We start from the raw sequence: 15,114 nt of genomic DNA, 5'->3' as shown, positions 1-15,114 counted from the left end.
TCGCTGGAGGACACGTTAGAAATCCGCGGATTTTTCGGCTTCACCCGGTTGGGGTGATCTTTCGCGTCAGCGCCATCGGCAGGGTCCCCGTGCCGGCCTCCGGGGGACCTTCGACTCTGATCCCGTCGCAACCGTCCGCTAGCGTTCCCCCGTCGAGAGGAGACGGCGCGTGGAACCGCTTCCGCGGACCCCTGCTGCAGCGGTGGTCCTCGACATGGACGGGGTGGTGACGGACACCCGGGCCTTCCATCTGCGTGCCTGGACCCAGCTGTTCGACGAGGAACTCGGTGCCATCTCGGCGGAGGCGCCGGCCTTCACGACCGGGGACTACGAGCGCTCGGTCGACGGCAGGAGCCGCGAGAGCGGGATCCGCGCCTTCCTCGCCAGCCGCCGGATTCCGGAGTCGGCGATCACTCCGGAACTCGTCTCCCGGCTGGCGGAGCGCAAGCAGCACATCTTCGAGCAGCTCATCGCGGCGCACGGCACGACGACGCTCCCCGGCGCATCGAGGGTGATCCGCGCGCTCCACTCCGCCGGTGTCCGGCTCGCCCTCGCGACCGCCAGCAGGAACGTCGGTCTCGTCCTCGAGAGCACGGGGATCCTGCCGCTGTTCGACGCCGTCGTCGACGGCGCCGTCGCCGCAGATCTCTCCCTGCCGTCGAAGCCGGACCCCGCCCTCTTCGTGGAGGCCTGCCGACGACTCGGAGTCGCCCCGGCCCACGCGATGCTCGTGGAGGACTCGGAGGCGGGCATCGAGGCGGCGGCGGCCGCCGGATTCGGACTCGTGATGGGGATCGCCCCGGACCCTCGACGCGCCGCGGCGCTGCGACGCGCCGATGCCGACGTCGTCGTTCCCGGCCTGGACGCGCTCGAGATCGGACCATCGGGCGAGATCTTCGTGACGGGCGCACCCGATCCGTGGGTGCTCGGGTTCGACGGCTTCGACCCGGAGGCGGAGCCGACGCGCGAGAGCATCTGCGCTCTCGCGAACGGGTACTGGGGAACCCGCGCCGCCGCCGAGGACGGCGCCTCCTGGGCGGGCCGCTCGCCCGGAACCTACTTCGCAGGGGTCTACGACGCCGTCGTCGACGGTCCGTCGACCGGCGACGAGATCGTGAACGCACCCGACTGGCTGCCCCTCGCGCTCCGGCCGGCGGACGGCGGATGGCTCACCCTCGACGGCGAGGACCTCATCGCCTTCCGGCAGGAGCTCGATCTGCGCCAGGCGGTGCTGCGTCGCACGCTCACGTATCACGACCGCTCGGGGCGCGAGACCAGGGTCCGCTTCCGCCGGATCGTCTCGCAGGCCGACCCGAGGATGAGCGCCCTCCAGGCCACGGTCGTCGCCGTCGACTGGTCAGGGCCTCTGACGATCCGCACCGGGATCGACGCGGGGACGCTCAACACGATCACGGACACCGCGACCCCCGGGAGCGGACCCGGCCCGCGCAGGCATGTCGCCATCAGGGAGAGCAGGGAGCTGTCGCCCGACGCGATCCTCGTCGAGGTGGAGACCCTCGTCTCCCACGTCCACATCTCCGTCGCCGAGCGCACCCGCGTCCACCACGGTGACGCGACGCTGGCGCCCGAGCGGGAGTTCGCGACGAAGGACGCCGCCGCCTCCCACGAGTTCACCATCGACCTCGAACAGGGCCGGCCGGTCGTCATCGAGAAGATCGTCGCGGTCGCCACGTCGCGCGACCGGGCGATCCTCTCCCCCTCGCACTCCGCCACGACCCGCCTGGCACGGGCACCGCGATTCGCGGACCTCCTCGCCGACCACGCCCAGCGGTGGGAGGCCCTCTGGCCGTACTTCTCGACCTCGGTCGAACCGGCAGCCGACCTCGGCCTCGCCGTGAACGTGAACACCTTCCACCTGCTGCAGACGCTGGCCGGAGTGACCACGGAGCTCGATGTCGGCGTTCCCGCGCGGGGGCTGCACGGCGAGGGGTACGGCGGGCGTGTGTTCTGGGACGAGCTCTTCGTCTACCCGGTGCTCACGCTGCGCCGGCCCGACATCAGCCGCACCCTGCTCGGCTACCGCCACCGCCGCCTCCCCGAGGCCGAGCACGCCGCTGCCGAGGCGGCCCGTGACGGCGCGATGTTCCCGTGGCAGAGCGCCACGACCGGGGCGGACGTGACCCCGGACCGCCTGTTCAACCCCCTGACGGGTCGTTGGATGGCCGACCACTCGCACCTGCAACGGCACGTCGGCCTCGGGATCGCCTACAGCGCATGGGAGTTCTACGAGACGACGGGCGACACCGAGTACCTCGCCGAAGAGGGAGCCGAGCTGATCGTCGGCGTCGCCCGCTTCTTCGCGTCGCTCGCCGACTGGGATCAGAGCACGGGCCGCTACTCCATCCGCGGGGTGATGGGACCGGACGAGTTCCACGACGGCCCTCCCGGCGCCCCCGGCCACGGGGTGACGGACAACGTCTACACGAACGTGATGACCGCGTGGGTCCTGCTGCGGGCCGCCGACACCGCACGTCTGCTCTCCTCGCGACCCGATCGCGGCCCGTACCAGGCACTCGGGATCACGTCCGACGAACTCGACCGCTGGGCCCACATTGCGAAGAACCTGCGGATCGTCTTCAACGCCGACGGCACGCTCTCCCAGTTCGACGGGTACGACGCGCTCGAGCCGATCGACCTCGACCGCTACCGCTCCCGCTATCCGACCGAGGGGCGGCTCGACCTGGTGCTGGACGCCGAAGGGGACTCGACGAACCGCTACCAGGTCTCCAAGCAGCCGGACTCGCTCATGCTGCTGTACCTGCTCTCGGCCGAGGAGCTCCGCGAACTGCTCGGGCACATGGGGTACCCGCTCAGCGCCGACGCGGTCGTCCGCACCGTCGAGCGGTACTCCCGCTCGTCCACCTACGGTTCGACCCTCTCGAACGTCGTCCACTCCTGGCTCGAGGCACGGCGCGACCGCGAGCGGTCCTGGGCGTTCCTCGAGCGCGCCCTGCAGAGCGACATCGCGGACATCCAGGGCGGCACCACCCGGTACGGGATCCACCTCGCGGCGATGGCGGGATCGGTCGACCTGCTCACCCGCTGCTACACCGGGATCGAGACCCGCGCGGACATGCTGTGGTTCCATCCCCTGCTGCCCGCCGAGATCGACCGCCTGGAGTTCACGATCAGCTACCGCGCGCACCGGCTCTCGGTCTCGATCACGCACGAGTCCCTCGGCATCGTCTCGGCCGACGGCTACGCGGACCCCATCCACATCGTCGTCGAGGGCGAGCCCGCCCTGCTGCACACCGGCGAGACCCGCACATTCGAGCTCTGAGGGACTTTCGGCCCGGGTCGACGCGCCCGTCTGCGATTAGGGTCGGGCCATTCGGACAGGAGTGGAGGCGCGGCGATGAAGGCGAAGACGGGAGACTTCCTGGTGATCGCGTCGAACCACCTCGACGAGCCACCGAGGGTCGGCTACATCGAGGAGGTCCACGGCGAGGACGGCGCGCCGCCGTACGTCGTGAAGTGGGAGGACGACGGCCGGACGACGATCGTCTTCCCGGGCTCGGACGCGCACGTCGAGCAGCGGGGCTAGCCCGGCGGAAGCCGTCGCCCCGATCACCCGGCAGATCCAGCACTCACGCAGGTGCCGGTCGGATCTATCGTGTGCACGAAACCGAACACCGATCGCAGGGATCGAGCGTCACCGGTGAGCGCCCCGGACCGCAAGCGAGACGGGACGGACGAAGACGCCGCGGTGACCGGCTCGTGGCACGCAACGGGGGTTCCGTGCCACGAGCCTTTTCTGGTGAGCGCTCGCTCGTGAGCGCTCGCTCGTGAGCGCTCGCCGCGCGTCCGCTCAGTTCTGCATGCTGATCCGCTGCCCCTTCACCAGGGGATAGTCGACCACCTCGCTGGAGTCCAGATCCTCCTTGTGCATGTCGACACCGGTGATCTGGCTGTTCTCGTAGGTCGTGTAGTAGTAGACCCCGGTGTCGGTGTTGCAGCAGGACGAGTAGATCGTGATCTCGTACTTGTCGTCGCCGCCGACGTGCACGCACCCGCGCTGCTGCGCCACCGATCCGAGGATGTGGAAGAACTGGCTGATGGACTCCGACTCCGAATCCCCGGCGACGGAGTTCATCCGGGTGAACACGGCCTTGGCGAAGCGAGAAGCCGAAGACAGGTCTCCCGGGAGACCGATGGCGCCCATTCCCCGGCTGTAGGTGTCGAACGCGATGTCCTTCGAGAAGTGGTTCTCCGGCGGGTAGGTCGACAGGTGCATGTAGTCGTTGAGCCGGAACGTCTGGATGTCGAACGTCGGGTTGTTGGTGAGAACGCCGAAGGGGTTGTCGTACACCCGCAGGCCCTCCTTCACGCTCTCGACCGTGATCGACCGGTTCTTGTCGGCGATGATCCAGTGCAAGGGTGACAGCGGGAATTCTTCGCTGAAGGAGATGTCGACGAGGGTGACGTCGTTCAGGGCGGCCACCACCTGATCGACCGTCTCGAACCGTCCGAGCACCCACGGGATGAACTCGAACGGGGTGACGTTCGTCGTGCCGGCGGCCTCGGGCTTGTAGTCCGCGTTCTCCGGGAAGTTGAGGCCGGCCATACCGAGACCTCGTTCGTTGACCGCGTCGTAGTACAACGGATAGCCGTCCGAGATCGTCGCGATGCCGACGATGGCGTGGTGACGGGGCAACGCTTCGGTCTTCCGGAACTCGAACGGGAAGTTCCGGGGTGTGACCGCAACCGTCTCGTGGTACGAGAACTCGAGGTCCAGATTCCTTCCGAAGTAGTGATCCTTGGTGGTGTAGCTGACTCCTGTGCACATGATGTGTTTCCCCCATCGGTGAGTCGGGTTGTCTCGTGCTCTCCTCCGGGACGGTCTAGCAGCCCGAGCGCGCCGGCACCAGGGGGGTCGACCGGCGCAGCTCACGCCGACCGGTGGGGGTCCTGTTCGGCGGTTGCGCGGATCGCGGCCATCGCGGCCGATGGAGCGGGCTGCCCGAGGTAGGCGGTGAGCAGCACCATCAGCTCGGCCAGTCCCTGTTCCGTGACGCCGGCGCTGCGCGCTCCGTTCAGGTAGGTGGTGAGCCGCTGATCGGTGACGTGCTGACCGACGAGTGCGGCGATGACGGCGATGGTGCGGTCGCGGTCCGTGAGGTCGGTCCCGTTCCATCCGGGCCCTCCCGCCGCCAGGAACGCCTCGTTCGCGTACTGCTCGCCGGCGCGGTCGGAGAGCATGCTCTGGGCCTCGTCCGGAGTGACGCCGAGGTTTCTGGCATAGACCGCCCGCCCGGCCGCCACGCGCTGGTCGAGGGGGTCGTTCAGATGCATGATCCGGGATCCTCCGTCGAGCCGATGATGGCGTAGAGGACCTCTTTGAGCGGCCCGAGCAATGCGGGGTCGACGACGTCGACGGCGGCATGCTCTGCGGCGGTGGCGTCGGCGGCGATCTCAGCACGGAGCCGGTCTCCGGCCGGGGTGAGGAAGGGGATGCGAGCGCGTCGATCGCGGGAGTCCACGGCTCGGCCGATGAGGCCGGCCTTCTCGAGGCGGTCGAGTTCGGCGACCAGGGTCGTCTTGTCGACTCCCAGGGCCTGACCGAGCTCGATCTGGGTGAGGCCCTGCGTCTTGTCGAGCGCGCTGAGCACGATGTGGTCCCGCAGCGTGGCACCGTGGCGTGCCGCTGCGGCTCCGACCGCCGCGTGCATCCGCTGCGCCGCCCGATGGAGGAGCCAGGTGAGCTCCGAATCGGGACCGGGCCCGAGCGTGACGCTCCCGGGGGAGCTCGTCGTGTGCCCGCCGCTCGACCCCGTCGCCTGGTTCGTGCTCATGGCCACATTCTCACGCATCGGCAGGGGCGAATCGCGCCGGCAGCGGAGGGATGGATTCGTAGGCGGCCAGATCGTGGGAGGGCACGATCCGCATCACACTGCTGAGCGCACTGCTCCGACGCAGACCGCTGCGCACCGCGTCCGCGTCGACATCGGCCATGCGGCGCAGCAGCCACGGCCGCTCCAGCCCGCGGGTGACGCCGTCGAGCTGCCAGGTGAGATCGCCGATGAAGCCGTAGCGCTGCCCGTCGGGCAGGGTGACGAACACCACAACGGAACCGGAGGTGTGCCCGCCGGCCAGGGCGACCACGACCGACCCGTCTCCGTGGATGTCCAGACTCCGGGAGAAACCCAGGTACTCGGGCCCGTCCAGCGCATACTCATGGATGGGGAGCCCGGCCGAGACCGCGCGGTAGACGGCGCCGTGTGCATCGGTGGCGGCATACCGCGCTTCCTCCGGGTTGATCCAGACCGGCACGCGCAGGGAGTCGAGGCCGCTGACATGGTCCCAGTGGACATGCGTCAGCAGCACCCCGAGGAGCCGCGAACGGTCGTACCCGGAGTCGTCCAGCTGCTGTGCGACGGTCCGCCCCAGGGTGAAGGGCGCGCGCTCCATCCTGTTGAGCATCCGGACGTGGTCGGCCACCCGGGCGCCGAAGCCCGCGTCGATCAGCAGGTCGCCACGCGGGTGCCGGACGAGGACCGAGGTCGCCGCGAAGTGCCTCTTGTCCCGCCACGCTCCGCCCGTGACGGCGAGCGCGGCGCGGGTCACATAGGTGCCGGTCGGCAGTCGGTAGATCGCCATACCGGCGGGAGGGGTCGCGGCCGGGAGAGGGTCGACCCAGGGAGTCGGTTCGGTTGTGGGCATGCAGCAATAGTATCAACTCGGATCATCCGAGTCCATACTATTTTCATCCGGCGATACGGGAGGCGTGCAGCACGACCACGCGCTCGGGAAGCGACAGGGGCAGCTGAAGGCCGGCGGTTGCGAGAACCCGGCCGGTCAGGACGGTCCCCGTGCCGTCTCCGTACCACCGCGGATCGGTGCGTCCGGGGTCGGCGGCCCCGACCGTCACGGGCCTGACGCGGTAGGGAGCGTCCCCGTCGAGGCCCGGCAGTGTGAAGCGGCCGTGCGGGGATTCGTTCGGCCGGCCCAGGAAGGCGAGGAAGAACAGCGCCTCCGAGCCGTCCGGCGCGACGGATCCGTACACCTGGAAGGCGGGGTCGACCTGGTCGGCCCGGACCAGGTCGCCACCGTGGAGGAGCTCGCGATGGCGGATGTGGAAGTCCACCCACTCGGTCAGGTCGTCCAGGTCGGCGTCCGTCGCCCGTGCGAGATCCCACTCGATCCCGAAGTGCCCGAAGACGGCGGTGCCGGCCCGGAACGAGAGCGCGAGGTCGCGGCCGGTCGTGTGATTGACCGGCGAGCCCACGTGCGACCCGAGGAGCTCGGGCGGCAGCAGCTGCATGGTCCAGCGGTTCATCTGCTGGCGTTCGAGCGGGTCGACGCAGTCGCTGACCCAGACGCGGTCGGTGCGTTCCAGCACTCCGAGGTCGACGCGCGCCCCGCCTGAGGAGCAGGATTCGATCTCCAGCCCGGGGAACCTGGCCTTCAGCGCGTCCATCAGCCGGTACGCGGCGAGGGTCTGCTCGTGCACGCCGGCTCTGCCGGTCGGAGGGGTCCCGGCGTCGATGAGGTCGCGGTTGTGGTCCCACTTGATGTAGGCGATGTCGTACTCGGCGAGGATCGCCGACATGCGTTCGAGGATGTGCTCGTACGCCGCCGCGATGCCGAGATCGAGCACCTGCTGATGGCGCGAGCGGAGCGGCAGGCGGCCGCCGGTCTGCATGATCCAATCGGGATGCGCGCGAGCCAGCTCGCTGTCCTCGCTGACCATCTCGGGCTCGAACCAGAGGCCGAACTCCATCCCGAGCCCGCGGACGTGGTCGATCAGCGGTCCGAGCCCGTCCGGCCAGACGTCTCGGTCGACCGTCCAGTCGCCGAGGCCGCGTGTGTCGTCGCGGCGTCCCGCGAACCAGCCGTCGTCGAGCACGAAGCGTTCGACGCCGACGGCGGCCGCCCGGTCGGCAAGCACGATCAGCCGGTCCAGGTCGTGGTCGAAGTAGACGGCCTCCCACACGTTGAGGGTCACCGGTCGCGGACGCCGAGGGTGCGTGGGCCGCGCGCGGAGGTAGCGGTGGAACCGGTGCGCCTGGTCGTCCAGCCCGTCGCCGTAGGACGCGTAGACCCAGGGCCCGAGATAGCTCTGCCCCTCACCGAGCAGGATCTCGCCCGCCAGGAGCAGCTCTCCTCCTCCGACCACCTGCGCCCCCGTGGACAACCGCTCGGCGTAGTGGCGATGATTGCCGCTGAACGCGACGTGCACGCCCCACACCTCGCCCTGCCGGAACCCGAACCCGGGAACCCCGACGCTCAGCACGGTCGCGGCGTCCGGCCCGGTACGTCCCTTCCGGCCCTCGCGGAGGTGGCTCCCGACGACCAGCTCCCGCCGCTGCGGGATGCGCTCCTTGCTCCAGCGACCGGCGAAGTCGAGGATCTCCCTGGCGCGCGTCGGAAGCGGAAGCGCGACGTTCAGCTCCGACACCTCGTAGACGCCGCTCCCGACGTTCGTGACCGCGGCGCGGGTGCGCACGAGCCCGCCGGCCAGCAGTTCGACCTCCAGGGCGAGGTCGACGCCTCCGATCTCGTCGCGAGCGCGGAACGTCACAGCGGCCGGTCCCGTCTCGACCAGGCGCCCGTCCTGCCGGAGACCGCCCTCCGCCTCGACGTCGATGGACGCGACCGTGAACAGCAGCGACCAGTCCGCACCGCCGCGGTGGCCGACGACACCGGGCCGTCCCTCCCAGCCGGCGTGGTGCTCGGGCAGGAGGGCGACCCGGACGGCCTGGTCGACCACGTTGCCCGCCGCGGGTTCTTCGGCGGCGACGGTCAGCGCGTCGACGCTGTCAGCGGTCTGCGCTTCCAGCGATGCACCCCAGTGCACGACCGCGGGAAGGCGGCCCGCCGTGGCGTCGAGCACCACGCTCACCCCTCCCGCCGTGAGGTGGAGGAACACATCGGCGGGCAGGGCTGTGGTCGTCACATGTACTCCATCGTCGGGATGCGGGTGCCCGCTCAGCGGGCGGCGAAGCGCAGGGCGATCGAACGCGTCTCGGGGCGCAGCAGCGCATCCGGCCACACGTCCGGTCCGCAGGCCCGGGAGCCGAGGCCGTTCTGGGCTGCGTCGAGGTAGAGGTAGCCGGCGCGCGGGGCCGGCAGCTCGTGCTGATGCGCCGCGGCACCGACCTCCTCGGCGGTGTGCCGTGCGAGCGTGAAGCCCGGTCGGCGTCCGCGCGCATCCGGGTCGGCGGTCACCCTGAGCCAGGGCCGGCCGCCGGTCAGGAGGTCGAGACGACGCATGTCGCTGCGGTGGCCGCTCTCCTGAGGCCACGCATACGGGACGGTCAATCGGTCGATGCCCTCCCGGTACCGGCCGACGAGCACGCCACGCCGCGAGTCGGGGTACGACTCCCCCGGGCCCGTGCCGAACCAGTCCACCTCATCCACGTCGGCGGGCAGGTCGAACCGGACTCCGGCCCGGGGCCAGACGGCCGACCAGCGGGAGCTCGGGATCAGCTGGAGCGTCAGCAGCACCTGATCGCCGTCGCTCTCCCACGACTCCTCGAGGATGACCGACTCGCGGCTGTCCGCGGCAGCCCAGCGTGTCCGGCGGGAGAGTGTGCTCGCGGTCCTCTCGAGCCCGACGACACGAGGGGTGAGCCGGTCGAGCCCGGCGTCCCGCCAGATCGACGCATAGGACGGCCCGGGGATGCCGAGGCCGCGCCCCTCCATCGGGTCGCTGACGTCGTAGCTGCCCATGTGCGATCCGGCGTCGTTGTCCGTGGGGGCACGCCAGAGCTGCAGCCGGGGGCCGGCGACCGGCCGCCCGCCGAGTGCGACCAGCCGCCCGTCCGCGAACTCGGCCGGGCCGAGAGTGCAGCGACCGGCCGGGTCCTGCGTCTGCCCGCGCCCGGCGCGCCGGGAGGCGCCCGGCCTCTCGGAACGGCTCGACGGAACCGCGGCCTGCGCGGCGGCGATCACGTGCCCTTCCGGCGCCCACGGCGTCTCGTGCGCGAGCGCCGCCGTGATCGTGAACCACAGTTCGCCCGCGGCCTGCAGGTGGCGGCCGTCGATCGCGATCTCCGCGACGCCGGTCTCACCGGCGCGCACGCCGCCGGGCTCGTCTCCCTCCACGTCCACGACGCCGGCCGCCACGGCCTCGCCGTCGAGCTCCAGCCGCCACGGGAAGGTCAGATCGCCGGTGCCGGACGAGTGACGCCGGTTGCCGACACGGACGGTGACGGTCTCCCCGTCCACGCGGATGGCGAAGCGGATCGGCGCGGTGACGGCGGCGAACTCCACCAGCCCCGGTGTCGGAGTGCCGTCGGACAGGACCATACCGTCCATGCAGAAGTGCCCGTCGTGCACTCCGCCGCCGCCGAAGTCGCCCCCGTACCCGAAGAACTCCACCCCATCGGGCGTGCGGGTGCGGATGCCGTGATCGCGCCACTCCCAGACGAAGCCGCCGTGAAGCCGCGGGTAGCGGTCGACGAGGCCCTCGTAGAGGTCGATGCCGCCCGGACCGTTCCCCATCGCGTGCACGTACTCGCACAGCAGGAAGGGCTTGGTCCGCTGACGGGCCGATTGCGCCCCGGATGCGTTCAGCAGCAGCGCCGTCGAATCGCTGCCGATGCTCGTGACCTCGGCGATGGAGGCGTACATGCGCGAGTAGACGTCGGTGTAGTCCCCGGCGTGGTCGCCTTCGTAGTGGACCGGCCGCCCGGGGTCGCGCGAATGGACCCACTCGGCCATCGCTGCCAGGTTCGCGCCCGTCCCCGACTCGTTGCCGAGGGACCACATCACGATGCTCGGGTGGTTCTTGTCGCGCTCCACCGTCCGTTCCATGCGGTCGAGGTAGGTCGCCCGCCAGCCGGGATCCTCGCTGGGGTTGCCCATCCATTCGTCGGTGCCGCCCTCGAACTGGCTGCCGCCGTGATGGAAGGCGTGGGTCTCGATGTCGCACTCGAGCATCACCCAGAACCCGAGCTCGTCGGCGAGGTCGAGGACCCGCGGATGGGGCGGATAGTGCGAGGTGCGGATTGCGTTCACGTTGTGCCGCTTCATCAGCTCGAGGTCGCGCCGGACGAAGTCCTCGTCGAATCCCGACCGAGGTCGGGGTGGGTCTCGTGCCGGTTCATGCCGTGGAACACGACCCGCCGGCCGTTGACGAGGAAGCGGTCCCCCACGATCTCGACCGTGCGGAAGCCCAGACGGAGCCGGATGGTCTCGGCGCCGTCCCCGCCGATCACCGTGGCGTCATAGAGCCGCGGGCTCTCGGCGGTCCAGGGCTCCACCCCGTCGATGCGGATCGGGGCGACCGCGGACGCGTCCGCCCACTCGGCGGCGACACCCAGCTCGGGGATGCTGAGACGGACCGGGAAGGCGTCGGCCTCCGCCACCAGCTCGGTGGAGAGCGTCCCCGCCCCCGTCCTGTGGTCGTACTCGGCGCGGATCCAGACGTCCTCGACTCCGGCCACGGGGCGCGCCTGCAGCGTGACCTCGCGGAAGATGCCCGGCAGCCACCACTGGTCCTGATCCTCGATGTACGTCGACGCGGACCACTGATGCACCCGGACGGCGATGGTGTTGCTGCCCTCGCGCAGCGCCTCGGTCACGTCGAACTCCTGCGCCAGGCGCGATCCGGTGCCGACACCGATCTCGTCACCGTTCAGCCACACGCGGTAGCGGGACTCGACCCCCTCGAAACGCAGGACGACGGCCGCGTACGACCGCCGGTCCATCCACCCGGCGGGCAGCAGGAACGTCCGGCGATGATCGCCGGTCGGGTTCTCGTCGGGAGAGAACGGCGGGTCCTGGGGGAAGGGCAGCTGCACGTTCGTGTACTGCGGAGCGCCGTAGCGCCCGTTCCCGTGGAGCACCCAGTGGCTGGGCACGGGGAGCTCGTCCCAGCCGGAGTCGTCGAACGCCGGGTCGGCGAACCCCTCCTCCGTCTCGCCGGCCGGCAGCACATCCGGGGCTCCGAGCGCGCCGGGCACACCGGAGAGCAGGCGGAAGCGCCAGTCGCCGCTGAGCGACAGGGTCGGGGCGTCGGTGTGCAGCCAGGAGCGCGGCGCACGGCGCCGGCCGCGGCCGGGGCCGATGTCGTCGACATAGTGGACGGTCGTCGTCACGGGTTCTCCTTCACCGCGGCCCGTGGCGCGCGGAATCTCAGGGTCAGGATCTCGAACGGATGCAGGGCGAGCTCGACACGACGCGCCGACACCGCGCTGATGGCCTCGGAATCGATGGCGCGCTCCAGCAGGTCGGCGGCGACGACCGACTCCCAGTCGATCGAGGTGGTCAGGGAAACGGAGGACCGGTCGCCGTGCGCCTCGTACAGTCGGACCACCAGGTCTCCGCCGCCGTCCTCCGCCAGTTTGACGGCCTCGACGACGACGGCCGGGTCGGAGACGGCGACCAGCGGCTCGACAGTGCCGCCTCGGGCCGGGCGCAGGGGCAGGCTCTGCCGGTAGCCGTCTTCGATGGCTTCGGGGATGCCGCCAGGGCGCAGGCTCACCGTGAACGTGTGCCTGCCCTGATCGGCGCCGGGGTCGGGGTAGAGGGGCGCGCGGAGCAGCGACAGCCGCGCGACCGCCATCGGCCGGCCCGTCGGGCCCTCCAGGGTGCGGACGTCATGCCCGTAGACGACGTCGTTCGCGATCGCCACGCCCCACCCCGGCTCCCCGACGTGGATCCAGCGATGCGCGACGGTCTCGAAGCGGGCCGCATCCCAGGACGTGTTGCGGTGGATGGGGCGATGCAGGTGGCCGAACTGGATCTCGGACGCCGCGCGCTCGGCGCGGACATCGAGAGGGAACGCGACCTTGAGCAGCTTCTGGGTCTCGTGCCAGTCGACGTCGAACGCCAGATCCACCCGGCCGTCGACGAGACGGACCTGCAGCGCGAGAGCGGACTCCCCGAATTCGTGCCGGACGACGACCGCGTCCCCGTCGATGCGCACGTCGACCGGGTCGAGCAGCTCGCGGCCCGAGCGCTGGTCCTCCTCGTTGATGTCCCACGCATCCCACTCCCGCGGGGTGTCGCGCAGCAGCTGGAGCACCGCCCCGGACATCCCGCGCGGCAGCACCTCGCGGCCCGCGACGAGGTCGCGGATCGAGGTGAGGACTCCCCGCGAGTCGATCTCGACGCGCAGCCCGGCGTCCTCCAGCACGAAGCCGTCGCCGTGCGCCCGAGGGACGGCGACGGACGGCGGCGTCGGCACGCCGATCCCCATCGCGGGCACCCCGCGGACCGGCAGCGGGCCCGCGTTCGCCGCCGACGGGGCGGCGGGGTCGCCGGCGCCGTCCCCGGCGAGCGCGGTGAGCGCCTCCTCGATCAGCTCGCCCAGCCGGGCCGCGACGCGCTCGTAGGCCGCTTCCGCATCCTGGTGGACCCAGGCGATGGAGCTGCCCGGCAGGATGTCGTGGAACTGCTGCAGCAGGGCCGTGCGCCAGGCGTCTCGGAGCGCTTCGGCCGGGTATGGCGTCCCGCGCAGGATGGTCGCCGTGGCAGCCCAGAGTTCGGCCTGCCGCAGAAGCGCCTCGCTGTGACGGTTGCCGCGCTTCGTCTTCTGCTGAGACACGAGCGTGCCGCGATGGAGCTCGAGGTACATCTCGCCGACCCACACGGGCGGGTCCGGGAGCTCCGCCTCCGCGGCGACGAAGAACGCATGCGGGTCGGAGAGCTCCACCCGGGGCGAGCCCTCCAGATCCCGCTTGCGCGCCGCCTGCGCGAGCATCTCGCGCGTCGGTCCGCCTCCGCCGTCGCCCCAGCCGAAGAGGCCGAGCACTTCGCGCGCACGGCCCTTCTCGCTGAACGTCCGCTCCGTCCGCGCGAGGTCGGGAGCGCCCAGATCGGAGTTGTAGGTGTCGGCGGGCGGAAGGTGCGTGAACAGACGGGACCCGTCGATCCCCTCCCACTGGAAGGTGGAGTAGGGGATGCGGTTCGTCTCGTTCCACGACGGCTTCTGGGTGACGAAGTAGCGGGCGCCCGCCGCCTTCGCGATCTGCGGGAGGGCGGCGCTGTACCCGAAGGAGTCGGGGAGCCACACCTCGTCGCTCTCCACGCCGAACTCCTCGAGGAAGAACCTCTTGCCCATCACGAACTGGCGCACCAGGGCCTCCCCGCCCGGCATGTTGGTGTCGGACTCCACCCACATGCCGCCGACCGGGTGGATCCTGCCCGCGGCGACTGCGGCCCTCACCCGCTCGAACAGCTGCGGCTGGCTCTGCTGCAGCCAGGCGTACTGCTGCGCGGAGGACGCGGCGAAGACGAAGCCGGGGTCGCGCTCGATGAGGTCGAGGACGTTGGCGAACGTCCTGGCCACCTTCCGGACCGTCTCCCGCGTCGGCCAGAGCCACGCGCAGTCGATGTGTGCGTGGCCGACGGCCCGGACCCGCAGAGCGCTGGACGCCGCCGGTGCGGCCAGCACGTCCGCCAGCGCCTCCCGTCCGACGGCCGCCGTGCCCCGCACGTCGTGCGGGTCCATCGCGTCGACCATCCGCTCGAGCGCGTCGACGATCCTGGCGCGCCGCGCACCGTCCCGCGGCAGCACGTCGACGAGTCCATCGAGAGTGACGACATCCTGCAGTAGCTCCCACACGACGGGGTCACGACGGGCCAGCTCGAGCCGCACCAGCCGGTAGATGGGCGCGTCACCGGCGGTGGCCGCGTCGCCGAGCGGGGTCGGCTCGTACTCGTACGGCACCTGGATCATCGGGTTGGCGGCCGCTTCGAGCAGGAGCCGGAACGGACCAGGCTCGGGAAGCGGCACCCAGGCGTTGAACGGTTCGATCGCCTTGACGATCGAACCGTCGAGGCGGTAGGCCGTCGCCTCCGCCTGGAAGCCGGGCTGTTCGCCGGTGAAGCCCAGATCGACGACGAGCTCGGCCTCCCCCGCCGGCCACTCGGCGGGCACATCGCCCCGGACCTCGAACCAGACGGTGTCCCACGGTCGGCCCCACGCGGTGCCCACCGCGAACGGATGGAAGGTGCGGCTCGCCGCCTCCGCGAACGGGACCGGCTCGCCGCCGACCTGCCACATCGCGATCTCGACCGGGCGCGTCTCCCGGTACACGGCGGGCTGAAGGCGGAACCGGGTGAACCGGCGGACGCGCTGCATCGCGAGGGTCTCGGCGTCGAGCCGCGAGCGTCCGTTCGGATTGACCTCGTCCGTCACGC

The 15,114-nt window shown here is 70.9% G+C and carries 8 protein-coding genes and 1 pseudogene; 2 read left to right on the top strand and 7 right to left on the bottom strand.

All coding sequences use genetic code 11. From position 1 onward, the window contains the following. The first annotated feature begins 169 nt into the window (after positions 1-169). Both BLW09_RS00550 and BLW09_RS00545 read left to right on the top strand, forming a co-directional pair. A complete protein-coding gene (locus BLW09_RS00550) occupies positions 170-3,301 on the top strand; it encodes an HAD-IA family hydrolase (protein WP_157696862.1) in 3,132 nt (1,043 codons plus the stop codon). A gap of 75 nt (positions 3,302-3,376) precedes the next feature. Next, entirely contained in the window at positions 3,377-3,565 is a 189-nt protein-coding gene (locus BLW09_RS00545; protein ID WP_089907160.1) for a DUF1918 domain-containing protein, read from the top strand. 264 nt (positions 3,566-3,829) lie between these two features. Here the strand turns inward: BLW09_RS00545 and bsh are convergent, their stop codons facing one another. The 7 genes and pseudogenes from bsh to BLW09_RS00510 all read right to left on the bottom strand — a co-directional run bounded on the left by bsh (position 3,830) and on the right by BLW09_RS00510 (position 15,055). Then, the gene (gene bsh, locus BLW09_RS00540; protein WP_089907158.1) at positions 3,830-4,807 is read right to left on the bottom strand and encodes a choloylglycine hydrolase; all 978 of its coding nucleotides are present in this window, start codon (positions 4,805-4,807) and stop codon (positions 3,830-3,832) included. 101 nt (positions 4,808-4,908) lie between these two features. Next, positions 4,909-5,313, bottom strand: coding sequence for a carboxymuconolactone decarboxylase family protein (locus BLW09_RS00535; RefSeq protein ID WP_089907156.1), 405 nt, complete (start codon positions 5,311-5,313; stop codon positions 4,909-4,911). Continuing rightward, positions 5,304-5,813 carry a MarR family winged helix-turn-helix transcriptional regulator gene (locus tag BLW09_RS00530; protein WP_197682043.1) on the bottom strand — a complete coding sequence of 170 codons (510 nt, stop codon included), beginning with the start codon at positions 5,811-5,813 and terminating at the stop codon, positions 5,304-5,306. The genes BLW09_RS00535 and BLW09_RS00530 overlap by 10 nt, the downstream gene beginning before the upstream one ends. Positions 5,814-5,823: 10 nt before the next feature. Then, positions 5,824-6,681 (bottom strand): MBL fold metallo-hydrolase, encoded by an 858-nt coding sequence (locus tag BLW09_RS00525; protein WP_089907154.1) that lies wholly within the window; start codon positions 6,679-6,681, stop codon positions 5,824-5,826. A gap of 43 nt (positions 6,682-6,724) precedes the next feature. Continuing rightward, complete coding sequence (locus BLW09_RS00520; protein ID WP_089907152.1) at positions 6,725-8,917, bottom strand: alpha-galactosidase; 2,193 nt, start codon at positions 8,915-8,917, stop codon at positions 6,725-6,727. 35 nt (positions 8,918-8,952) lie between these two features. Continuing rightward, a pseudogene (locus BLW09_RS19320) lies at positions 8,953-11,955 on the bottom strand (sugar-binding domain-containing protein); the annotation flags it as partial. A 106-nt stretch (positions 11,956-12,061) separates the two neighbouring features. Next, complete coding sequence (locus BLW09_RS00510) at positions 12,062-15,055, bottom strand: alpha-mannosidase (RefSeq protein ID WP_089916473.1); 2,994 nt, start codon at positions 15,053-15,055, stop codon at positions 12,062-12,064. Positions 15,056-15,114: the final 59 nt, after the last annotated feature.

Origin of the sequence: Leifsonia sp. 21MFCrub1.1 (assembly GCF_900107895.1) — a bacterium.
Taxonomy (GTDB): domain Bacteria; phylum Actinomycetota; class Actinomycetes; order Actinomycetales; family Microbacteriaceae; genus Leifsonia; species Leifsonia soli.
The sequence above is the reverse complement of the archived record's forward strand: the minus strand, read 5'-3'. Positions and strand labels throughout refer to the sequence as shown.